Genomic DNA, 21,329 nt, shown 5'->3' with positions numbered 1-21,329 from the left:
AAGAAGGCAAGGAGCCAGGTCATGTCGCTTGAAGCAGGATATCGTTTTGATCTTACCGATCGCGTAGCGATCGTGACGGGTGCGGCAAGCGGCATCGGCCTGGCCACCGCGGAAAGTCTGGCGGCGGCGGGTGCGCGCATCGCGCTGCTCGATATCGATCCGAAGGTCGTCGAAGCGGCCGCGACGCTTCCCGGTGGTGCCGGGCGTCACTTGCCGATCGTGACGGACCTCGTTGCCGCCGGGGCCATCGATACGGCAGTGCGTCGTGTGGTCGACACTCATGGCCGGATCGACATCCTCGTCAACAATGCCGGCCTTGCGCTGCTCGAGAACGCCGAATCGTTGTCCGAGGCCGCATGGGACAAGACCATGGCGCTCAATCTCAAGGCACCCTTCCTGCTTGCCCAGGCAGTAGGCAAGGAGATGATCCGGCGCGGGTACGGGCGCATCGTCAACCTGGCATCCCAGGCGAGTGTGATTGCACTGGAACGTCATGTCGCCTATTGCGCAAGCAAGGCCGCGATCGTCGGCATGACCAAGGTCCTCGCGCTCGAATGGGCGAAGCATGGCATTACCGTGAACGCGGTTTCGCCCACGGTCGTCGAGACTGAGCTCGGCAGAAAGGCCTGGGCCGGCGCGGTCGGAGAGGCCATGAAGGCCAGGATACCGGTCGGGCGATTCGCCCGACCCGATGAAATCGGCACATTGATTCTCTATCTCGCCAGCGACGCGGCGGCGATGGTGAACGGCGAGAACATCGTGATCGACGGCGGCTATACCGCTCAATGACAACAATCGAAGATGTAAAGGACTGGCATGAATCGCGTCATCAATAACCCTGATCTCGTTGTCGAAGATATGTTGCGCGGCATCCTTGTCGCTCATCCCGAACTGCGGGTATCCGCGGACAACCCACGCGTCGTCCATCACGTGGGCGCGGCCCAGAAGGGTCGTGTGGGCATCGTCACCGGCGGGGGATCGGGCCATGAGCCCGCCTTCATCGGATATGTGGGGCAGAACGTCGTGGATGCCGTAGCCGTCGGCGAGATCTTCTCGTCTCCGACCGCGAAATCCTTCCTCGACGCGTTCAGGGCTGCCGACGGCGGTGCCGGTGTCGCCTGTCTTTACGGGAACTATGCCGGCGACAACATGAACGTGAAGATGGCGATCAAGATGGCCGAGCGCGAAGGCATTCGCGTTCGCACCGTCGTCGCCAACGACGATGCCGCATCGGCACCGCTGGACGAGATCGAGAAACGCCGTGGCGTGGCCGGTGAAATCGTGATGTGGAAGGTCGCCGGCGCTCGCGCCGCGCAAGGTGGATCGCTCGACGAGGTGATCGAGGCCGCACAGCATGCGATCGACGTGACGCGCTCGATCGGCATCGGCCTGTCCGCCTGCACGATTCCCGCTGTCGGCAAGTCCAATTTCACGATCAAGGACGGCGAGATGGAAGTCGGTATCGGCCATCATGGCGAGCCCGGTATCGAGGTTCAGTCCACGGTACCCGCGCGCGACATGGCGAAGCTGATGCTCGACAAGCTGCTGCCGGACCTGCCCTTCGCACGCGGCGACAAGGTATCGCTGCTGTTGTCCGGCCTGGGTGCGACCCCGCTGATGGAGCAGTACATCCTGTATGCCGAGGTCGCGGATATCCTGCGCGAAGCCGGCATCGAGATCCAGTTTTCACGCGTGGGCAATCTCTATACGTCGCTGGAAATGATGGGGGTGACCGTGACGCTGACCAAGCTCGACGCCGAGCTCAGCGCCTGCCTCGCCCATCCGTGCCACAGCATCGGCATCACCGTGGGAGGCGCATCGTGAGCGAAGCCATCGAACTTGACAAGGCAGGCGGGGTCGTCCTCGATCTGATCACAGTCATCAACGCCAATCGGCAATACCTGAGCGAAGTCGACGGTGCGATCGGCGATGGCGACCACGGCATCAATATGAGCAAGGGATTCACGCAGTGCGGCGAACGACTCGCGAAGCGAGGTGCCCTGCCCTCGCTGCCGGTTGCCCTGAGTGATTTGTCCGCGGCCTTGATGGAAGGTATCGGCGGATCGATGGGCCCGCTCTATGGCACGTTCTTCCTGAGCATGAGCGATGTATTTGCCGGACACGCCTTGCTCGACAAGGACATGTTCCATCGCGCGCTCGTTTCCGGGATCGAGTCCGTTCAGGAAATCGGTGATGCTAAGATAGGCGACAAGACGCTCATCGATACCCTGGTTCCGGCCAGCAATGCGTATCAGGCAGCGTCAGCGGCCGGACAGTCCTTTCGTGACTGCCTCCACGCAATGATTGCGGCCGCGGAAGCAGGCATGAATTCGACTCGCGAGCTGCGAGCCCGCATCGGTCGCGCAAGCCGACTGGGCGATCGTTCAATCGGCGTGCTCGATGCCGGGGCCTGTTCGTCCTTTCTGATTCTACGCAGCATGGGTGAGTCGCTTGTGCGGTTGCTGGACGACGCATAGCACCGAACAGAGGCATGCATGGCACCGGACCGATATGGAACCCTACGACGACGAGCTTGAAAGCTTTGCGGCACATGGCGCCACGCCCCTGCCGGCCGCCCATGATCAGGGCTATGTGGAGCACGACGGGGCTCGGATCTGGTACACGGCTTACGGCTCCGGCGCCCCCGTGATCCTGCTCCACGGCGGACTGGGCCATAGCGGTAACTGGGGTTATCAGGTGCCGGAGCTGGTCGGCTCCGGCCACCGCGTCGTACTCATCGACAGCCGCGGTCATGGTCGCAGCACACGCGACTCGAAACCCTACATGTACGAGCTGATGGCGTCCGACGTTCTGGCCGTCATGGACGCATTGCAGCTTGAACGCGCCGCCATCGTCGGCTGGAGCGACGGGGCCTGCACGGCTTTGATCCTCGGCATGAAAAGCCCGAAGCGCATCGCAGGGGTTTTTTACTTCGGCTGCAATATGGACCCCACCGGCACGAAGGCATTCGTCGCCACCCCGGTGATCGACCGTTGCTTCAACCGACACGCCCAAGACTATGCCGAACTGTCCGCCACGCCGGATGATTTCGATGCGTTTGTCGGTGCAGTCAGCGAGATGATGAAAACCCAACCCAACTATTCCGCCCGCGACTTGGCCGAGATCCGCGCACCCGTTGCGATCGTGCAGAGTGAGTTCGATGAATTCATCAAGCCGGAACATGCGGAATACCTTGCCCGGAGCATCCCCGGCGCCGAATTGATTCTTCTGCCTGGCGTCAGCCACTTCGCCCCGCTGCAAAGGCCGGCGCAATTCAATAGGGCGATACACGCTTTTCTCGACAAACTTCCTACCTGAGGAAAAAAGACGACTGCTGGGGCAAATAGCCAGCAGTTTGACTGGCAAACCGCATTGCTGCGGCGCCGAAACGCGACTTCCTCCATAGTGCATAGTGAATTGACAGCCGCGCTCAGCAACGGCCGGAAGCGTCACGCGTTTCGGAGAAGTCGAAATATATCGCGCTCACTGTCGATTCGTGAAAGCGCCGTTCGTCGTGGATATGGGGACCCAGGCTGCGGACCCAGGCTGGGGGACCAGGCGGCAAATATGCCGTTCAATCCCCGGTCGCCGGCGCCCCGATCCTTTTGATCCAAGGAGATCGTTCATGACGGACGTAGCTGAATTCACACAGATATTGAAGCCCGCCGCAACGCTTGCCCAATCGCCGCGACGGTTCCCGGGTGAGAGCACGCAATTCCGGCAGGCACGCAACGCCCTGCTGGCGGAAGAAATCGAATTGCGGCGCCATATCGAACGTGTCGCCGCCCTGCGCCGTGCCCTTCCCCCCGGTGGCGAGCCGCCGAAGGACTATTCATTCGAGAGCGAGCAAGGCACGGTGACGTTGTCTCAAATGTTCGGCGAACACGACACCTTGGTCACCTACAACTGGATGTACGGTCCCAAACGAGAACGGCCATGTCCAATGTGCACCTCGATGCTGAGTTCGCTCAACGGCGAGATGCCCGACATCCTGCAACGCGTGGCCTTTGCCGTGATCGCGCGATCGCCGATCGACCGTCTGGTCGCATTCAAGAAGGAACGCGGCTGGCATAACCTTCGCCTCTATTCGTCGGGGAACAACAGCTTCAATCAGGACTACGCCGGTGAAGATCCCGATACGGGGGACGACGCGACGTTCAATGTGTTCACCCGCTCGGGCGGCATCGTGCGTCACTTCTGGGGCGATGAAATGGGCCCTCGAACGGCGGACCCTGGGCAGGATCCTCGTGGGGCCCCCGACTTGATGCCGCTATGGACGGTACTCGACATGACGCCCGGCGGTCGTGGCACGGACTGGTATCCGAAGCTGAGCTACGACACGCTTCCCAAGGATCGCGGCGTGCGCACCTGATCCAACTCGAAAGGACGACGGATGTTTGCTTGCGTGAACATCCGTTCGTCGACGATGCATGACCGCGTATGCGATCTCCTTGTCGAAGCGCCGGGGCTAAACCGTCTCGACGCAAAGGAGCGGGATTGACCGAAGGTTTCAGGGCGAAGCCGATGTCAAAGCGTCGGCGAAGTGTCTGACATAGACGGGGGACGCATCGCTGATGGCCCAGAACACCATGCCGCCGTGACGCCACTCGACCAGCGAATAACCGTCTTCCGAGTGGCTTTTCAAAGGCGTCACCGGCGATCCGGTCTTGCCGCCGTTATCGGGGAACACGTACAGGTCGATCGGGTGCTTCAGATATCGATAGACCAGCACGGCAACGGGCCGGTGATCCACGTAGTCGAGCCGGCCGCCGACAAGCGGGAAGCCCTGGGCCTCGAGGTCGACCACCGGCGGCGCATAGTTGATGCGGCCATTGAACCAGGGTTTGACCGTGTGCTGATCGGTCGACACCACATCGATCGCTCGCGACGACATGAGGGCACGCACATGGCTTGCCACAATCTCCTCCCCGACGGGGTCAAAACGGGACGGGAGCTGAGTCCAGGTGAACGCCATGAATACCAGCGCGCATGCAGCGATTCCAGTCATCCCGCCACCGAGGAACGGCAGACCGATCCAACTGGACTCCGCCCATTTGAACGAGCGTTTCGGCTGCGCGGCTTCCCTCAGGTTGGCGAGTACCTGCGCGCGCAGGTGCGCGGGTGCTCGTTCATAAAGCGAGCCGTCGCGCAGCTTCTCGCCGAGCGATGAATCGGGTCTAGTTTTCATGCCGTGACTCCTCCGGGTCGACGGGCGGCGTCTTCACGAGCCGCACGCCGGGTTGTTCCGACTCCGCCTGGGCGGCACGCACTGCCGCACACAGCAAGCGACGCGCACGTGAAAGGCGCGACATGACCGTGCCAACCGGTATGCCCGCCACTGCCGCGACATCCCGGTAGCTCATGTCTTCCAGTTCGCGCAGCACCAGCACCTCACGATGTTCGACGGAAAGCGCGGCAAGCGCGCGATGCACGAGTTCGGTGTCCTCGTGACGGACGACGATCGTCTCCGGGTCTTCGCCACTGCCATCGATCCAGCCGAGAAATTGATCGTCGCGCTCATGCGAGTCGTCGTACGGAACGGTATCCACACCCTGTCGATGTCTGCGCCATTGCGTGAACCAGGTATTGCGAACAATGGTCAACAACCATGCTCGCGGATTGTCGCCCCGATAGCCCTCGAAAAAACGGAACGCGCGCAGATAGGCTTCCTGCACGACATCGTCGGCATCGGCGGCGCTTCCGCTCAACCAGCGGGCAAGGTTATACGCCGCGTCCATATGCGGCAGCATGACCTTTTCGAATCGGTCGGACGGGGCCTTCCCCATTGCGACTCTCCCTGCACAGGCTCGAAGCGGATCGGCGCCGCCGCGCATGAGCACATGCCCTCCGGACATCAGGCCCGGGCTCACCAATCATATTACTGACCGGATTGCGGATTTATTCCCTTTCGAACGAAATTTGCAAAGAAATTCTTCTGGAATAAATTCGTTGTACTCCGGGTTTGATGGGCGTGGGCAAGTGTTGCCCACCCTCACAGGAGCCGATCATGATCGCAAAAGACGCAAGCGACCCGAACGTTTCGCCCACCCCGCCACCTGAAACGCTCGACGGACACCGGGCTCGGCGACGCACCGCACTGAGCTGCATGGCATGGGCGGGCGCCGGCATGTTATGGACGCTGAACGGTGGTGTGCCCGGGTCGAGGCTGATAGGCGCGTCCGCACAGGCAGCCGAGCTCGATCGGCAGGCATTCAGTTTCGTGCAGATCAGCGACAGTCATATCGGCTTCAGCAAGGACCCGAATCTCGATCCGGCAAGTACCTTGCGGGAGGCCGTCGACAAGATCCATTCAATGCCGGTGCATCCCGCATTCATCATTCATACCGGCGATATCAGCCATCTTTCGAAGCCCGGCGAGTTCGATACCGCCACGCAGATCATCAACAGCACCCGGCTCGATGTGCACTATGTCCCTGGCGAGCATGACGTGCTCATCGACAACGGCGATTCCTATTTCGAGCGCTTTGCCAAGCAGGGAGATCCAAAATGGTACAGCTTCGACCAGAGAGGTGTTCATTTCATTGGCCTGACCAATGTGCTCGATCTGAGAGGCGGCGGCCTGGGCTTTCTCGGCGATGCGCAACTGGCGTGGCTCGAAAAGGATCTTTCGGCACGCACGAGCAGCACGCCACTCATCGTTTTCGCGCACATTCCCTTGTGGTCGCTGTATCCCGCATGGGGCTGGGGCACCGATGACAGTGCCCGCGCACTGGCCCTGATGAAGCGCTTCGGCTCGGTTACCGTGCTCAATGGCCATGTGCATCAGATCGCGCAGAAAGTCGAAGGTGAAATCAGCTTCTACACCGCGATGTCGACAGCGTTTCCGCAGCCGGCTCCGGGTACCGCACCCGGTCCGGGACCCATGAAAGTGCCAGCCGACACGCTGCGCACACTCCTCGGCGTTCGTGCCGTGAATTATGTTCCGGGGCGGGCCGAACTGGCGATCGTCGACACCCGGCTCAGCGCGCGGGAGCCCTCTTTGACAAGCGGAGCGAAAGCATGAATACGCATGGCCCATGGAGCGCCTGTGCGGCGCTCATCTGCTGTGCAGCCGTGTCGATGGCCCCAGCCGCGCGGGCGGACGGCCCGCCCTCCACGGCCACGGTGGTCATCGGCAACTTCTCTTTCAATCCGCCCCGCTTGTCGATCCCGGTGGGCACGACCGTCGTCTGGCAGAACGAGGACGACATGCCTCATACCATCGTGAACGATGCGGCACCTCGTGAATTCAAATCACCACCGATCGATTCAGGCGAACATTTTTCCTGGACGTTTTCGAAAGCGGGAACCTATGCCTACTTCTGCTCCGTTCATCCCCGGATGACTGGCGTCATTACCGTGCGGTGAGTCGACACGGGGGCGGCAACACTCAGGCGCTGATCGCACGTGAATCAATCGAACGGATTGCTCTCGTCTTTCGTTTCGGTGGAAAGATTGTATTGCGCCCGCACTTCGCTCAGCACCGCCGCAATCTCGCGTTCGAATCCGGCAGCGTTGCCGAAATGCTTCATGTCCCAGTTGCAGCCCGCTTTGTCGGGTTCCTGCAACTGCGGACGTGGCACGCCGATCTTCACGCCGTCTTCCACCACCTCATGACGGCGGTGAAGGCGCCGGCTGACCTCCGCCTGCAACCGCGATGCATTGAGGGTCTTTCGCATGGTCCTTGTCTCCTTTCTCGCACGGGAGACAGTCTAATGCCCGGCCGCGTGCCCCTTCAATACCGACGGGAGACACGGCCTTGCATGCTTGCAAGGCGACGTAGAGGCGAGACCCATTTCATCAGTTCGCGGGCGGTCCGTTTGCCATGAACCGCGAGCAGCCCCCAACGGGTATTGACGATCTGCAAGGTCCACGCAGTCGAGACATTGCCTCGGCTCCAATACGGCTTGAAGTGCTCGGAGCCCACGCCAAAATCGAGATCGAAGCCCTGCTCAAATGCCCATTTGACACCATGCTCCACCACAATCGAACCGAGGCCGAACTTGCCGTACTCGGCATCGAAACCGGCGATGATCGCGGTGGCACAAGGATTACCAAGGCTGACGACCAATGCCGCGATCGGCTTCCCATCGAGGCTGACCACGACCAGGCGAGCCATTGCCTGACCTTGTGCCGTTCCGAGCAGGTCGACGAGAAAATTCCTGAAAAGAGGCGAATCCACCCACTCGCCTCGTTTGTCGACCCGATCGCCCCAAGCACGCTTCCATTCGAGCATCCAGTCGACGATCGATGCGATCTCGAGTGCGTCGGACGGGTCGATCACGCGCACCGCGACCTGCCCTTCCTTGGCCAGCCGACGCTCGCGCGCTCCCGGTTTCTTCCGGTACATCGTGCCGAGCGAGTTGCAATAGGCATCCCAGTCGGTTTCCTCGCGAAGCTTCGCCAGCCACGAATCGTGCCGGCTTGCGTGCACCACGTGAGGCTCGCACGAGGCGAGCTGGTACAACTCGATCCCTTCGTTCATGTAGGGCAAGTGGACGAAATCCGCTTTGCACCGATGACATACCGCGTGCCACGCACCCGCCACGAGGGTCGGCGCGGATGGACCGCCTTCCATCAGAACGCTCGTATAGTCACCCGCTTCAGGGCTCAGCGGAACCATGTACGTCCACAAATACCGCTTGTGGGTGACAAGCGGCCAGACCATGACCATTCGCCCCTTCTCGCGGCCGACAATGCATCGGAGCTTTCTGCCGCGAGGTTTGGCGACATGCCGCCACGCTAGCCAGCAGACGCGGAAGGCCTGATCATACCGGCCGTGCGCGCGTGCCCAAAGATCATCCCATTCATGCTGCAAAGCGCGAAATCCGTCTTCATCGCCGACGATTTCGTACTGCAAGTCTGTATCGTTCATATCGCATGTATAGAATGATCGTGACTGCATACCGCTGAGCCGCCGCTTCGCGCCAGCAGGGATCCGAACGCATTCCAATCGTGACGCGGCCGATACAGGTTCATGCCAATCAATACGGCCGTCATGCGGCAATCATACTGACGGCAAAATGAAATAACAATGAAGTGCAAAAGAATGGTTTATGAAAGCACGGCAATAGAGTGCTCTTTGCTTCGATAGTCAAATCAGCAGGAAACCGCGGCGACAAAGAAGTGCTCGCCCCGCGTGACTGATTCCATCAAAGTATGGATCTGAATCGACGAATACCTGTCTTGCGGCGTCTTTCATCAAGACTTCTTTTTGACACATTGATCCACTTTTCTCGGCGTTGAATGAGCCCTCTAGAACCGACTATGCGTGATATCAAAAAGGTCACTCTTCCCTGCGGCCTCCCGGTCCCGGCACTTGGACAGGGCACATGGAACATGGGTGAATCAGCGGGAAGCGCGGCCGCCGAAGTCCGGGCGCTGCAGCGGGGCATCGAACTCGGCATGACCCTGATCGACACCGCCGAGATGTATGCCGACGGTGGCTCCGAAAAGGTGGTGGGCAAAGCCATCGCGGGGCGCCGCGACAACGTCTTTCTCGTCAGCAAGGTATTGCCTTCGAACGCATCGCGCCGCGGCACGATCGCCGCGTGTGAAGCGAGCCTGCGCCGCCTCGGCGTCGAACAGCTCGACCTCTACCTGCTGCATTGGCGTGGGCGGTACGCGCTCGCCGAGACGATCGAAGCCTTCGAGACATTGATCCGCGACGGCAAGATCCGGCAATGGGGCGTCAGCAACTTCGACACCGACGATATGGAAGAACTTCGCGAGCTGGCAGGCGGCGATCGGGTGCAGACCAATCAGGTCCTTTATAACCTTAGCCGCCGCGGCATCGAATATGATCTTCTGCCGTGGTCAATCGAGCACGGGGTGCCGGTCATGGCGTACTCGCCGATCGAACAGGGCCGCCTGTTGCTGCAGGCATCCGTCATGGACGTTGCGCGCCGGCATTGCGCGACACCGGCCCAGATCGCACTCGCATGGGTGATGCGCAATCCTGGCGTCATTGCAATCCCGAAGACCGGCTCGATCGCGCATCTCGAGGAAAACCGCGCGAGCCTGGACATCGAGCTCGACGCCGTCGATTTTGAAGCGCTCGAGCGCGCCTTCGCCACACCGAAACGTAAACGCCCGCTCGAGATGCTATAGCGAAATCCTGCGCCAGGTCACTTGCTCCATGACTCTGCCGGCATCAGGCGGCCCACGGTGACGAGTGCCTGCTCGATTTCCCTCGGCCATGGAAAACTGTCATTCAGCCGGACATCGTTCTGGTACACGTGCTTGCGTATCGCTCGCCGGGCAGCAACACCCCTGCCTACTTGACTCGACTTCCTCGGGCGCTTTGACGAGTGAGGTCACGGGCGTAGTCCGGTTCGCCGGGCCACCTCCGCCGCCGACTGCGCCCGTGTGAAAACCACCAGCTTCGCCACCAGGCGCTGGACCATATCCCCCGCCTGGTTGAACGTCTCGGACGTCATCGTGACCACACCCTGACCCGGCTTCGATTTCGAAGGCCGGATCTCGCCAACCGTGCTCACGACATGCAGCCTGTCCCCCGGTCGAGTCGGCCGCGGCCATGAAATTTCGCCACCGAGACCCACGATGCCGTCGGCAAGCGGTATGCCGCCGGCAGTCATCAGACGCATCGTGAGTGCCGCCGTATGCCATCCGCTCGCGGCGAGCCCGCCGAAAAGCGACTTTCGCGCCTCGGCGTCATCGAGATGAAAGGGCTGCGGGTCGAACTCGCCCGCGAAGCGCTTGATATCGGCTTCCGTGACTTCGAGCTCAGACGATGTGTATTGCGCGCCGGTTTCCAGATCGTCGAGATAGAGCTTTTCCATGCATGTCTCCGGTTGTGCGGGCCTGTGACCCTTTGTTTTGTCCGTCGGCGCGGCGATGTGAATTCGCGCCGGTTGCGCATCGAGGTGCCAAGACCTGAGACCCAAGTGTTCCGGAATGTGGGATTCGGGAAGCCCCGGGAACCGGGGGTTCCTTTAGTGGCCGTTATACCCGAGAATACCCTCGCTCCGCGGCATTTGCCTGGCTATGAGGCACCCCTCGGTGGACCCTCCGCTCGCCCCCTAGCGACGCCCGCCCCTCGGGGAACGTCGGGTACGAGTGGTCGACCGGAGCACTTTGCTGCAACGCAAGAAAATCTGCCGTCCACAGCTGCCGTCCGAATCCGCCGAAGCCCCGTCCAGCAAGCCTCAGAGCCACCATAGCCTATCCTAATCGTCCGCATTGATTTAAGTGATTTCACAAATCATAGCGGGCTAAGGATACTGGTGTAGTTGCAAAAAACTTCTAACCCAGCAAGGAACTCTAGATGCCTATCATCAATACCCAAGTCAAACCGTTCAAGGCAACCGCTTACAAGAATGGCGAATTCGTGCCGGTCAGCGAAGCGGATTTGAAGGGCAAGTGGTCAGTCGTGGTGTTCTATCCGGCCGACTTCACGTTTGTCTGCCCGACCGAACTGGGTGACTTGGCGGACAACTACGCTGAATTCCAGAAGCTCGGCGTTGAAGTCTACGGCGTGTCGACCGACAGCCACTTCGCACACAAGGCCTGGCACGACACGTCGGACACGATCAGCAAGATCAAGTACCCGCTGGTCGGCGACCCGACCGCCGTCCTGGCTCGCAACTTCGACGTTCTGATCGAAGAAGAAGGCATGGCCCTGCGCGGCACGTTCGTGATCAACCCGGAAGGCCAGATCAAGCTGTGCGAAGTGCACGACAACGGCATCGGCCGCGACGCCAAGGAACTGCTGCGCAAGGTGCAAGCCGCGCAATACGTCGCAGCGCATCCGAATGAAGTCTGCCCTGCCAAGTGGACGCCGGGCGCTGAAACGCTGGCTCCCTCGCTGCACCTCGTCGGCAAGATCTAAGTCTAAACGCCGGGAAAAACCGGCTTGGCGAGGCCTCTCGCACAAGCCGGTTCCATTGCCGCAAAGTCCGGGCGCAGCGGGCGCTGCCCGGACCCCACTCTCTTATACGCTGTATCGCTACGGATCGGATATTGACATGCTGGATGCAAATCTCAAGACCCAGTTGAAGAGCTATTTAGAAAAAGTCACCCAACCGATCGAGATCACTGCCTCCATCGACGATAGCGACAAATCGCGCGAGATGGGTGCATTGCTTCAGGAAATCACGACATTGTCGGATCGCATCACGCTGATCGAGCGACGCGACGACAGTCACCGCAAGCCCTCTTTCTCGCTGAACCGCCCCGGTTCCGATATCGGCATCCGTTTTGCCGGTATCCCGATGGGCCATGAATTCACTTCTCTCGTGTTGGCCCTGCTGCAAGTCGGCGGCCATCCGGTCAAGCTCGAAGATGACGTGATCGAGCAGATTCGCAATCTCGACGGCGACTTCGAATTCGAGACCTACATCTCGCTGTCTTGCCAGAATTGCCCGGATGTCGTGCAGGCGCTCAATGTGATGGCGCTGATCAATCCGCGCATCCGCCAGGTCACGATCGACGGCGCGCTGTTCCAGGAAGAAGTCGAGCAACGCCAGATCATGGCCGTGCCGACGATCTATATGAACGGTGAAGTGTTCGGCCAAGGCCGCACAGGTATCAAGGAAATCATCGCCAAGCTCGACAGCAATGCTGGCGCGCGCAGCGCGGAGAAGCTCGCCGCGAAGGACCCGTTCGACGTGTTGATCGTCGGCGGCGGCCCCGCGGGCGCGGCTGCCGCGATCTATGCCGCACGCAAGGGTATCCGCACCGGCGTCGTCGCTGAACGGTTCGGCGGCCAGGTACTCGACACACTGGCGATCGAGAACTTCGTCTCGGTCAAGGAAACCGAAGGACCGGAGTTCGCTAACGCGCTCGAAGAGCATGTGAAGACTTATGAAGTCGACGTGATGGACGTGCAGCGTGCCGAAGCACTCATCCCGGGTGAGAAGCTCATCGCAGTCAGACTGGCGAACGGCGCGGTGCTCAAGAGCAAGACCATCGTGCTTGCGACCGGCGCTCGCTGGCGCGAAATCAACGTGCCGGGTGAACGCGAGTATCGCAACCACGGTGTGGCCTATTGCCCGCACTGCGACGGCCCGCTGTTCAAGGGCAAGCGCGTGTCGGTGATCGGCGGCGGCAACTCGGGCGTCGAGGCCGCGATCGATCTCGCCGGCATTGTCAGCCATGTCACGCTGCTCGAATTCGGTGCCGAGCTGCGCGCCGATGCCGTCCTGCAACGCAAGCTGCACAGCCTGCCGAACGTCACCGTGATCACGCAGGCTCAGACCACGGAGATCACCGGCGACGGCAAGAAGGTCAACGGCATCTCTTACACGGACCGCACGAGCGGCGAGTCGAAGCATGTCGAGCTCGAAGGCGTGTTCGTGCAGATCGGCCTCGTGCCGAACACGGAATGGCTCAAGGGCACGGTGCAACTGTCACGGCATGGCGAGATCGAAATCGATGCGCGCGGACAGACTTCGGTGCCCGGCGTGTTCGCCGCGGGTGATGTGACGACCGTGCCTTTCAAGCAGATCGTGATCGCAGTCGGTGAAGGTGCGAAGGCCTCGTTGAGCGCATTCGATCACTTGATCCGCAGCTCGGTGGACGATGATGCCCCGGTGACGGCGAAGGTTGCCGTTGCGGCCTGAGTCTGGCCTCGGGATGACGCGGGGCCTGGCCTGAATATGGCCTGAACGTCAACCGTTGAAATCGCGCGTCCTGAGCCGCGCGGACCTTGATCCCGTCTCAAGGTTTACAATTCGCCGTAGTTCCCGGTCCGCCGGCCGGCTTGCCGATGCCTTTCTCAAGGGATCGACAAGCCCGCCGGCGGCTGTGCTTCCTGTCCGGCCGCTTACCCGGACGACGTGTGCCCGGGTGAGATAAACTCGGCGTGTCGACCCGGCAGCACTCGAAATGACTCAGAACAACGCACATAAAGCCCTGCTATGGATCGTCGCGGCAGGTTTTTTCATGCAGTCGCTCGACACGACGATCGTCAACACGGCGTTGCCGAGCATGGCGCAGAGCCTGCATGTCGGTGCGCTCGAGATGCGCCCCGTCGTCGTTGCCTATGCGCTCGTCATGGCAATGCTCACACCCGCGTCGGGCTGGCTCGCCGACCGCTTCGGTACGCTGCGCGTCTATTTCACGGCGATCGTGATCTTCGTGATCGGCTCCTTGTTGTGCGCGCTCGCGCATTCGCTCAATGCGCTGGTGATCGCGCGCGTGCTCCAGGGCATCGGCGGCTCGATGTTGCTGCCGATCGGCAGGCTCGCGATTCTGCGCAGCGTATCGAGCGAGGAATATATCGCGGCGCTCGCGTTCACCTCGGTTGCCGGACAGATCGGTCCGCTGCTGGGGCCGGTGCTCGGTGGCTGGCTTGTGCAAGCTGTGAGCTGGCACTGGATCTTCCTGATCAACCTGCCGATCGGCGTGGTCGGCATGCTGGCCGTGCGCCGCTATCTGCCACGCGGCGCCACCGTCGCGGCGCCGCCTTTCGATACGGCAGGGTTCACGTTATTGTCAGTCTGCATGGCGAGCTTCACGCTCGCGCTCGATTGCCCGGTCGACACGCATCGCGGGGCGATCAGTGGTGCGCTGTTCGCGCTGAGCGCACTGAGCGCCGGTCTCTACATCGCACATGCGAAACGGCGGCCGCTGCCCTTGTTCGACCTAGCCCTGTTCCGCGAACGCAATTTCAGCGTCGGCTTGATCGGCAACCTGCTGGCGCGCATCGGCAGCAGTGCGTTGCCGTTCCTGTTACCGCTGCTGCTGCAGGTTCAACTCGGCTTCTCGCCCCTGCACTCCGGGCTGGTCATGCTGCCGATCGCGATCGTCGGCACGATCGCCAAACGCTGGGTCGCGCCCCTGATCCATCGCTATGGGTACGGACAGTTCCTGCTCGTCAATACGCTGCTGGTCGGCGGTGCAATCGCGTCGTGCGCGGCAATCTCACCAGGCTGGCCACTGAGTATCGCCTTGATCCAGCTCGCCGTATTCGGTGCGACCAACTCGATGCAGTACGCTGCCATGAACAGCGTGACCCTCAAGGGCCTGACGCCGATTCAGGCGAGCAGCGGCAACAGCCTGTTCTCGATGATCCAGATGCTCGCCATGAGCCTGGGCGTCACCATTGCCGGTAGCCTCGTGGGCGTTTTTGCGCATGCCTTCGGCGGCGGCGCGGGGACCGGCTTCCGCCTGACGTTCGCCAGCGTCGGCGCCATCACGCTCGCTTCGGCGCTCGTGTTCCGGTATCTCGATGCGTCCGCATCGAAAACACGCGGGGCGTCGATGCCCTTGAAAGCATAGGGTTTTATGGGAGCGTAAAGGCTTCGCGCCGACAAGAATCGATAAAATCCAGGGGTGGATCAGAAGTTTGCGGAACAAGCAGCGCCTATATCCGTCAAACAAACACACCTTACACATTGTAAGGTAAGGGCCAGTCAGGTATGCTGACTGCGCAGGTCCCCCCTCAGTCAAAAGGATTCGCGATGCCTTCATTCGCTGTTAAGCCCTCCCGCCGCACCGGCCTGTTTGGAAGACGGCTCGCGGTCGTGGGTCTCGTCGGCGTGCTTGCGATGGGTGCGCTGACGCCGATTGATGCGGAAGCCAAGCGGATAGGCAGCAGCCGGAGTATCGGCCGCCAGTCGCAAATGGCGCCCAGCCAGTCGCCGTCTTCCACCAACCAGCCGCAGCGTGCCCAACAAGCGCAGCCGGCTCAGCAAACGCCGCCGGCCGCCGCCGCGGCGGCCCAGCCGCGCAACCGCTGGCTGGGGCCGCTAGCCGGTCTCGCGGCAGGCCTCGGCATCGCCGCACTGCTCTCCCATTTCGGGCTTGGCGCAGGGCTCGCCGAGTTGCTGTCGAATTTCGTGCTGATCGCGCTGGTCGTGATCGCGGCTGTCGCCTTGTTCCGCTTCATCCAGCGCAAGCGTCATCCGCAACTCGCCTATCCGCAGAACGGCTCCGCGCCGCGCGACGGCGATTTCTCGCGGCCGTCCCAATATGCGGCTCAACAGTCCGCGCCAGCTTATGCGGCACCGGGAGCAAGTGCCGCGGCGGCGTCACTCGCGAGTATCAATGCGCCAAAGCTCGGCAGCATTCCCGCCGGATTTGACCGTGACGCGTTCGCCCGCGAGGCCAAGGTATCGTTCATCCGTTTGCAGGCGGCCTGGGACAAGGGCGATCAGGGCGACATCTTCGAATTCACGACGCCTGAGATGTTCGCGGAAGTGAAGATGGATCTCGAGACACGCGGCGGCCAGACGAACAGGACCGATGTGGTGCAGCTCGATGCGGAATTGCTGGGTGTCGAGGAACGAGGCAACGAGCAGCTTGCAAGCATCCGGTTCCACGGCCTGATCCGTGAGGCGGAACATGAGGCCGCGCAGCCGTTCGAGGAAGTCTGGAACTTCCTCAAGGACACGCGCAGCGAGCAAATCTGGCGTCTGGCCGGAATTCAGCAGCTCGCCTGATCAAAGAGTTGTTCATGTGTTTGGGCAATCAACCGTGTCGGTTGATTGCCCTTTTTTTATGCTGCTTTTCTGTGTAACAAACGACCAGGGAACGCGATTGCGGCATTCGCCTTGATCGTTTCAGCGCCTTGACACCGTTTTTCCGGCAAGCACTTGCCAGCCCTCAAGCAGTCACATGCGTCGGCTTGCGTACGATACTGCCCAGGCTTCCATCAGGACGTGCATACATCGTCGAGCCATAGCCGTTCTGATCGACTATCTGGATCGAGAGTGTCTGCGTGAACCCGATTTCGATCTCGGACAGGGTGTTACCGCTGGCCTGGCTGGAAGGCGTGCCGGAATCACTGCCGGATGGCTTCGATCCGTGAGCGTCGCCGGACGAAACTTTCGAACCTGCCGCATCGCCGGTGTAGCCGCTCGCCGTATTTCCCGGACTACCTGCGTCACTCTGCCCTTGTGCGCCATTTTCCGCGCCTTGCGTGCCGCCGTTCACTCCTGCACCTTGCTGTGCCTGATTGGCGAGCTTGAGCAGATCTTCGAGCAGTTTCGGCAGATCCTTGCTCGCGACGAGCGACGTCTTCGACAAGTCCGTCAACATCTGCGAGACCGTATCGTCCATGCTCTTGAGCGCCGCGCCAAGCGTTGCGGCCTCGGATGCGCTCGAACTGCCGGTACCGCTCGTCACACCGTTGTTCGACGATGCGCCAGCATTCTGGCCGCCCGTGGAGGATTGCGATCCGTCCGGACTTCCCTGGCCATTGCCCTCGCCGTCGCTGCCATTCGCGCCGCCCGAGGACGGTGTCGTAACGGTCGTGTTCACGAGCAAGACACTGGTCAGGCTCGCTTGTTGGAGCGTATCGGCCTCTGATTCAGTTACCGGTGAAGCGGCCGACGCTTGTCCGAAGCCGTTCTTGAACACATCCGGGGTGTCCTGTGCGAACTGTGAGGCGGCGGCCTGAGCCGCTGTGCCGAATCCCACGAACGACGGGGTGCCCGAACTCGAGCTTCCGGAGCCGAGGTCCCCTGCTGTCAGCGCGGTCGAGCCTGGAACGTTGCCTTGGCCCGGCAGCAGTGCAATGGTCACGACGGGCGCATTCAGCGTACCCGTACCCTTGACCTCGCCCTCATATTGCGCAGTCGAGGTCGTCTGCTCCTTGAGCGAAACATTCAGCGTACCGCTTGCGTCGATGCTGATGTTCAGCGATCCCGCACGCTCCGTCTGCGTGACGCTCTGCGCCGACCAGGTCGCGTTCGAACCGTAGGAGCCGCTGGCCGACAACGAGGACTGGGAGATGTTGTCGTAGCTCATCGAGAGCGTGAGCGGATCGCCGTTCGCGAGTTCAGTCTTGAGATTCGCCGCGGCGGCGCCGGCCTGCGCGGTGCTGAAGCCGTTCTGGACCAGCAAGGCGGTAATCGCGCTAGTCAGCTTGTCGCCCGCGCCGTTCGTGAGTTCGCGTTGGCCAGTCGTCGGATCGACGGTCGTCGCTGACTGGATCGCGCTCGCAAACGCGACGGCGAGTTGGCCAGTGCCGGTCGCGGTCGACACGCCCGACAGGTTGGCGCCGAGCGATACCGAGGCCGATCCGCTTGCCGTGGTGATCTGCTGGAGTTCGACTTCGCTGACGTCATCGAAAGTGCTCGAAGAATTCGGGCTCGAAGAATTCGGGCTCGAAGAATTCGCGAATGGCGTGAGATTCGGGGAATGCTGAAGTGTGCTGACGATGCTGGACATATCGCTTCCGTCGGAGACAGTTTTTATGGCGAGGAAACCGATGCGAAATCCCCCGCGACGGTCATTCCGCGTCGGGTCGTGGCTTCGGTTCCCTGCTTCGTGAGCTGCTTCTGGCGACCGCGTCTGGAAATTGCGTAGAGTGACCGTTCGCAAAGCTCGCTACTGATCTCGTTAACGGCAAAGTACCTTACGCCTTGAGTAATATTTCGAGAGGCTTTCGGGATATCCGCATCGTGAATCCGCTGCGAGACTCTGAGGTCGGGCGGCTGGGAAGCCGCCATGGCGCACGTCTACGTCTGTCCAAAGCCGGTGAGCCCAATCAGGCTTCCTGCAAGCAAGAGCCACAACGGGTGCACGCGCGTCTTCACCCCAAGCGCGGCGCAGGCACCCGTGATCGCCCAGAGTACCCAGCCGGTATCGGACGCCTTTGCGATCAGCATCGCGCTCGCCGCAACAATGCCGGTCGTCACGGGCACGAGACCTGCCTGGACATAGCGGCGCCACGGACGGTCCTTGAAACGCTCCCACAGATGGAGGCCGAGAAGCGTCACGATCGATGAAGGACCCATCTTCGCGATCGTCGTCACGAGCGCGCCGGGCCAGCCCGCGACATGCCAGCCGATCAGCGTGACGATCATGAGGTTTGGCCCGGGCGCCGCCTGCGCCAGCGCGAACAGCGAACTGAACTCGACCGCTGACATCCAGTGGTGCACTTCGACGACCTGCCTCTGCATCTCGGGCAAGGTCGTCGCGCCTCCGCCGAAAGCAAGCAGGGAAAGCTGGCTGAAGATGAGTGCCAGTGAAACTAGCGTGTCGGTCATCGCGCCGTCCTCGACGCAATGAAGATGCTCAATGGCGTGAGAACCAGCATCGTCGGGACCAGGGGCAGGCGCAATAGAGCGATGGCGATAAAACCGAGCACGGCAATCGCGATGGCGGCAGGTTTACCACGCAAGGGCAGTGCAACCTTGATGGCGGTCGAAATCAGCAGCCCGGCCGCCGCCGCCGAGAGACCCGCGAACAGATGATGCACCGTCGGCAAGTCCTGCGTGCGCTCGTACAGCACGCCAAGGCCGATCACGATGAGAGCCGGCCCTCCCACAAAGCCGAGCAACGCCGTGAAGGCCCCCGCCAACCCGCGGAACCGCATGCCGATCGCTACCGACATATTGATCACATTACCGCCGGGCAGGAACTGGCACAGGCCCAGCAGTTCCGTGAACTCCTCGGGCGTCAGCCATTTGCGCTTCTCGACGAACGCTCGCCGCGCGAGTGGCAACGCACCGCCGAAGGAAGTCAGGCCGAGGCTCAGGAAACCACTGAATAAATCGCGCAGCGTGACGGAGGGAGGGGAAAGCGTCGGGCTCCCGGATTCGGCGTGCATCTCTATCTCCAGCATTGCTCTTGGCAAACTTTACAGCACAGAAAAGGTGAGCTGACATCCTCCCTTCCCTCACCGTGCCATCGCAAATTCCTGCAAGGCCATGCGCACGCGATCGATCACGCTGTCCCAGTCGCCGAGCGAAGGCTGGCGAAACAATCTAGCGCTCGGATACCACGGGCTGTCGTCACGCTCGAGCAGCCAGCGCCAGCAGGTGTCGAAACGGTTGAGAATCCAGACAGGCCGCCCCATCGCACCTGCAAGGTGTGCCGTCGACGTGTCGACCGAGATGACGAGGTCGAAGTTCGCGAGCAACGCCGCCGTGTCGGCAAAATCGTCGAGCTCGCCGGTGTGGTCGACGATGGCGTGTGCATCGATATGCCGTGCGTCGGCGTGCCGCTGCGCGGCCGATCCCTTTTGCAGGCTGTAGAACTGCACGTTCGGGACGTCGAGAATCGGGCCGAACTGTTGCAGGGCAATCGAACGCCGCAAGTCGTTCTTGCGAAGTTCAGGAACGTGCGATCGGTTGCCGCCTGCCCATACGAGTCCGACTTTCAGCTTGCCTGCGGCCTCGGCCTGCATCCGGTGGCCCCACTCCGTGGCTTGTGTCTCGTCGGCGAAGAGATACGGTATGGCAGCTGGAATCGTGTCGAGGTCTGTGCCGAACGCCAGCGGCAAACTCAACAACGGGCAATGCAGATCGAATGGGGGAAGCGCCCGCCCCTGTTCGATCAGCTGCGATACGCCTTCGAGCCCCGTCAAGAGCCGCATCAGTGCTGCAGGAACTTCGAGCAGCACGGTCGCGCCGAGTTGCGCAACCAGCGCCGCGTACCGGCAAAACTGCAAGGTGTCGCCCAGCCCCTGCTCGGCATGGAGCAGGATGGTCTTGCCGGCAACCGGCGTGCTGCCAAGCCATAGGGGCACATCGAACACGCGCTTGCTTGCCTTGAGGCTCGCGCGCTCCCAGCGCCATTCATATTCGCGCCAGCCCTGGTCTAACTGCCCCATTTCCAGCCGGCAAAGCGCGCGGTTCCAGTGGCCCTCGACGTAATCGGGCCTGATCGCCAGCGCGCGTTCGTAGCACTGCAAGGCGTTCGCGTGCTCGCCGAGATCGACCAGCGTGAGGCCGAGATTGCTCCATGCTTCGGCAAAGTCCGCACGGATGTCGAGTGCGCGGCGGTAGCTGGCCTGCGCTTCACCGGGCCGGTTCAGGTCGCTCAAAGCGTTGGCCCGATTGCTCCACGCGTCCGCATAGTCTCGCCGCATCGCGATCGCCTGGTCGCAGCTTGCCACCGCCTCGGACGGCTGTCCCAGATCACGCAGAACGCAGGCACGGTTGTTCCATGCCTCAGGACTATCGTGCTTCAGTGCGATCGCATGCTCGAAACTCGCCAGCGCGTCGACAGGTTGATCGAGACCCGCAAGCGCGTTGCCGCGGTTGTTCGCGGCATCGACCAGGTCCGGCTTGAGTGCGAGCGCACGTTCCGCACTCGCCAGACCCTCTTCAAAGCGCCGAAGGGCGTTGAATGCGAAAGCGAGGTTCGAATGGATGACCGCTTGTCTGGGCTCGAGCGAGACGGCACGCTCCAGAAGCTCGACGCCTTCGTCGAGTCGCCCCCCCTGCAAAGCGAGCGTACCGAGTAGCTGGATCGCATCGAAATGCTGGGGCCGCAGCACGAGAATCTCGCGGTATAGCTCTTCGGCCAGCTCGAACGCGCCGTTCTGATGCAAGGCCAGTGCTTGCTGCAAAAGGGCATCGGCGCGTCGTTTCGAGGGAGGGGTTGCTTTACTCATGCCAATGAAAGGTAAC

21 protein-coding genes are annotated in these 21,329 nt (G+C 61.6%); 12 read left to right on the top strand and 9 right to left on the bottom strand.

The genetic code is table 11. The features are described from left to right. Positions 1–21: 21 nt before the first annotated feature. The 5 genes from HV670_RS16325 (at position 22) to HV670_RS16305 (ending at position 4,372) form a co-directional block, all read left to right on the top strand. Entirely contained in the window at positions 22–789 is a 768-nt protein-coding gene (locus HV670_RS16325; protein WP_175105842.1) for a GolD/DthD family dehydrogenase, read from the top strand. A 27-nt stretch (positions 790–816) separates the two neighbouring features. Further along, complete coding sequence (locus tag HV670_RS16320; protein WP_175105841.1) at positions 817–1,824, top strand: dihydroxyacetone kinase subunit DhaK; 1,008 nt, start codon at positions 817–819, stop codon at positions 1,822–1,824. Then, on the top strand, positions 1,821–2,477 hold the full coding sequence (gene dhaL / locus HV670_RS16315; protein ID WP_175105840.1) for a dihydroxyacetone kinase subunit DhaL: 657 nt from the start codon (positions 1,821–1,823) through the stop codon (positions 2,475–2,477). The genes HV670_RS16320 and dhaL overlap by 4 nt, the downstream gene beginning before the upstream one ends. Before the next feature lie 34 nt (positions 2,478–2,511). Then, positions 2,512–3,318: an alpha/beta fold hydrolase gene (locus HV670_RS16310; protein ID WP_175105839.1), complete on the top strand. Its 807-nt coding sequence runs from the start codon at positions 2,512–2,514 to the stop codon at positions 3,316–3,318. Positions 3,319–3,625: 307 nt separating this feature from the next. Continuing rightward, entirely contained in the window at positions 3,626–4,372 is a 747-nt protein-coding gene (locus HV670_RS16305) for a DUF899 family protein (RefSeq protein WP_175105838.1), read from the top strand. Positions 4,373–4,510: 138 nt separating this feature from the next. Here HV670_RS16305 and HV670_RS16300 read toward each other — a convergent pair whose 3' ends face one another. Next, the gene (locus HV670_RS16300) at positions 4,511–5,188 is read right to left on the bottom strand and encodes an anti-sigma factor family protein (RefSeq protein WP_175105837.1); all 678 of its coding nucleotides are present in this window, start codon (positions 5,186–5,188) and stop codon (positions 4,511–4,513) included. Continuing rightward, positions 5,178–5,786: an RNA polymerase sigma factor gene (locus tag HV670_RS16295; RefSeq protein WP_246257528.1), complete on the bottom strand. Its 609-nt coding sequence runs from the start codon at positions 5,784–5,786 to the stop codon at positions 5,178–5,180. Before HV670_RS16295 ends, HV670_RS16300 begins: the two co-directional genes overlap by 11 nt. Positions 5,787–6,007: 221 nt before the next feature. Between HV670_RS16295 and HV670_RS16290 the strand changes: the two genes are divergently transcribed. Together HV670_RS16290 and HV670_RS16285 are read left to right on the top strand one after the other, a co-directional pair. After that, complete coding sequence (locus tag HV670_RS16290) at positions 6,008–7,024, top strand: metallophosphoesterase family protein (RefSeq protein ID WP_175105835.1); 1,017 nt, start codon at positions 6,008–6,010, stop codon at positions 7,022–7,024. Further along, entirely contained in the window at positions 7,021–7,368 is a 348-nt protein-coding gene (locus HV670_RS16285; protein ID WP_175105834.1) for a plastocyanin/azurin family copper-binding protein, read from the top strand. Before HV670_RS16290 ends, HV670_RS16285 begins: the two co-directional genes overlap by 4 nt. 44 nt (positions 7,369–7,412) lie before the next feature. Here the strand turns inward: HV670_RS16285 and HV670_RS16280 are convergent, their stop codons facing one another. Further along, a complete protein-coding gene (locus tag HV670_RS16280; RefSeq protein WP_175105833.1) occupies positions 7,413–7,679 on the bottom strand; it encodes a hypothetical protein in 267 nt (88 codons plus the stop codon). A gap of 56 nt (positions 7,680–7,735) precedes the next feature. Then, entirely contained in the window at positions 7,736–8,875 is a 1,140-nt protein-coding gene (locus HV670_RS16275) for a GNAT family N-acetyltransferase (protein WP_175105832.1), read from the bottom strand. A 392-nt stretch (positions 8,876–9,267) separates the two neighbouring features. On the opposite strand from HV670_RS16275, the gene HV670_RS16270 reads away from it, so the two are divergent. After that, positions 9,268–10,110: an aldo/keto reductase gene (locus tag HV670_RS16270; RefSeq protein ID WP_175105831.1), complete on the top strand. Its 843-nt coding sequence runs from the start codon at positions 9,268–9,270 to the stop codon at positions 10,108–10,110. 206 nt (positions 10,111–10,316) lie between these two features. Here HV670_RS16270 and HV670_RS16265 read toward each other — a convergent pair whose 3' ends face one another. After that, positions 10,317–10,802: a MaoC family dehydratase gene (locus HV670_RS16265; protein WP_175105830.1), complete on the bottom strand. Its 486-nt coding sequence runs from the start codon at positions 10,800–10,802 to the stop codon at positions 10,317–10,319. 485 nt (positions 10,803–11,287) lie between these two features. Here HV670_RS16265 and ahpC point away from each other — a divergent pair, with 485 nt between their 5' ends. From ahpC to HV670_RS16245, 4 genes are all read left to right on the top strand, one after another. Beyond that, positions 11,288–11,851 (top strand): alkyl hydroperoxide reductase subunit C, encoded by a 564-nt coding sequence (gene ahpC, locus HV670_RS16260; RefSeq protein ID WP_175105829.1) that lies wholly within the window; start codon positions 11,288–11,290, stop codon positions 11,849–11,851. Between the two features lie 136 nt (positions 11,852–11,987). Beyond that, positions 11,988–13,583: an alkyl hydroperoxide reductase subunit F gene (ahpF, locus tag HV670_RS16255; protein ID WP_175105828.1), complete on the top strand. Its 1,596-nt coding sequence runs from the start codon at positions 11,988–11,990 to the stop codon at positions 13,581–13,583. A 265-nt stretch (positions 13,584–13,848) separates the two neighbouring features. Beyond that, positions 13,849–15,243 carry a multidrug transporter subunit MdtD gene (mdtD, locus tag HV670_RS16250; RefSeq protein ID WP_175105827.1) on the top strand — a complete coding sequence of 465 codons (1,395 nt, stop codon included), beginning with the start codon at positions 13,849–13,851 and terminating at the stop codon, positions 15,241–15,243. Between the two features lie 182 nt (positions 15,244–15,425). Next, positions 15,426–16,406 (top strand): Tim44 domain-containing protein, encoded by a 981-nt coding sequence (locus HV670_RS16245; protein WP_175105826.1) that lies wholly within the window; start codon positions 15,426–15,428, stop codon positions 16,404–16,406. Positions 16,407–16,569: 163 nt separating this feature from the next. Here HV670_RS16245 and HV670_RS16240 read toward each other — a convergent pair whose 3' ends face one another. From HV670_RS16240 to HV670_RS16225, 4 genes are all read right to left on the bottom strand, one after another. Continuing rightward, positions 16,570–18,138 (bottom strand): hypothetical protein, encoded by a 1,569-nt coding sequence (locus HV670_RS16240; protein ID WP_175105825.1) that lies wholly within the window; start codon positions 18,136–18,138, stop codon positions 16,570–16,572. 290 nt (positions 18,139–18,428) lie between these two features. After that, complete coding sequence (locus HV670_RS16235; protein ID WP_175105824.1) at positions 18,429–18,959, bottom strand: chromate transporter; 531 nt, start codon at positions 18,957–18,959, stop codon at positions 18,429–18,431. Beyond that, positions 18,956–19,522, bottom strand: a complete 567-nt coding sequence (locus HV670_RS16230) for a chromate transporter (protein WP_175105823.1) — start codon at positions 19,520–19,522, stop codon at positions 18,956–18,958. Before HV670_RS16230 ends, HV670_RS16235 begins: the two co-directional genes overlap by 4 nt. Positions 19,523–19,591: 69 nt before the next feature. Then, the gene (locus HV670_RS16225; RefSeq protein ID WP_175105822.1) at positions 19,592–21,313 is read right to left on the bottom strand and encodes a tetratricopeptide repeat protein; all 1,722 of its coding nucleotides are present in this window, start codon (positions 21,311–21,313) and stop codon (positions 19,592–19,594) included. Between the last annotated feature and the right edge of the window lie 16 nt (positions 21,314–21,329).

Source organism: Pararobbsia alpina, from assembly GCF_902859895.1.
GTDB classification, from domain to species: domain Bacteria; phylum Pseudomonadota; class Gammaproteobacteria; order Burkholderiales; family Burkholderiaceae; genus Pararobbsia; species Pararobbsia alpina.
The sequence above is the reverse complement of the archived record's forward strand: the minus strand, read 5'-3'. Positions and strand labels throughout refer to the sequence as shown.

Coding starts and splice junctions, on each gene's coding strand:
- HV670_RS16325 (WP_175105842.1), top strand. CDS start 22: ATGTCGCTTGAAGCAGGATATCGTTTTGATCTTACCGATCGCGTAGCG.
- HV670_RS16320 (WP_175105841.1), top strand. CDS start 817: ATGAATCGCGTCATCAATAACCCTGATCTCGTTGTCGAAGATATGTTG.
- HV670_RS16310 (WP_175105839.1), top strand. CDS start 2,512: ATGGAACCCTACGACGACGAGCTTGAAAGCTTTGCGGCACATGGCGCC.
- HV670_RS16305 (WP_175105838.1), top strand. CDS start 3,626: ATGACGGACGTAGCTGAATTCACACAGATATTGAAGCCCGCCGCAACG.
- HV670_RS16300 (WP_175105837.1), bottom strand. CDS start 5,188: ATGAAAACTAGACCCGATTCATCGCTCGGCGAGAAGCTGCGCGACGGC.
- HV670_RS16295 (WP_246257528.1), bottom strand. CDS start 5,786: ATGGGGAAGGCCCCGTCCGACCGATTCGAAAAGGTCATGCTGCCGCAT.
- HV670_RS16290 (WP_175105835.1), top strand. CDS start 6,008: ATGATCGCAAAAGACGCAAGCGACCCGAACGTTTCGCCCACCCCGCCA.
- HV670_RS16285 (WP_175105834.1), top strand. CDS start 7,021: ATGAATACGCATGGCCCATGGAGCGCCTGTGCGGCGCTCATCTGCTGT.
- HV670_RS16280 (WP_175105833.1), bottom strand. CDS start 7,679: ATGCGAAAGACCCTCAATGCATCGCGGTTGCAGGCGGAGGTCAGCCGG.
- HV670_RS16275 (WP_175105832.1), bottom strand. CDS start 8,875: ATGAACGATACAGACTTGCAGTACGAAATCGTCGGCGATGAAGACGGA.
- HV670_RS16270 (WP_175105831.1), top strand. CDS start 9,268: ATGCGTGATATCAAAAAGGTCACTCTTCCCTGCGGCCTCCCGGTCCCG.
- HV670_RS16265 (WP_175105830.1), bottom strand. CDS start 10,802: ATGGAAAAGCTCTATCTCGACGATCTGGAAACCGGCGCGCAATACACA.
- ahpC (WP_175105829.1), top strand. CDS start 11,288: ATGCCTATCATCAATACCCAAGTCAAACCGTTCAAGGCAACCGCTTAC.
- ahpF (WP_175105828.1), top strand. CDS start 11,988: ATGCTGGATGCAAATCTCAAGACCCAGTTGAAGAGCTATTTAGAAAAA.
- mdtD (WP_175105827.1), top strand. CDS start 13,849: ATGACTCAGAACAACGCACATAAAGCCCTGCTATGGATCGTCGCGGCA.
- HV670_RS16245 (WP_175105826.1), top strand. CDS start 15,426: ATGCCTTCATTCGCTGTTAAGCCCTCCCGCCGCACCGGCCTGTTTGGA.
- HV670_RS16240 (WP_175105825.1), bottom strand. CDS start 18,138: ATGTCCAGCATCGTCAGCACACTTCAGCATTCCCCGAATCTCACGCCA.
- HV670_RS16235 (WP_175105824.1), bottom strand. CDS start 18,959: ATGACCGACACGCTAGTTTCACTGGCACTCATCTTCAGCCAGCTTTCC.
- HV670_RS16230 (WP_175105823.1), bottom strand. CDS start 19,522: ATGCACGCCGAATCCGGGAGCCCGACGCTTTCCCCTCCCTCCGTCACG.
- HV670_RS16225 (WP_175105822.1), bottom strand. CDS start 21,313: ATGAGTAAAGCAACCCCTCCCTCGAAACGACGCGCCGATGCCCTTTTG.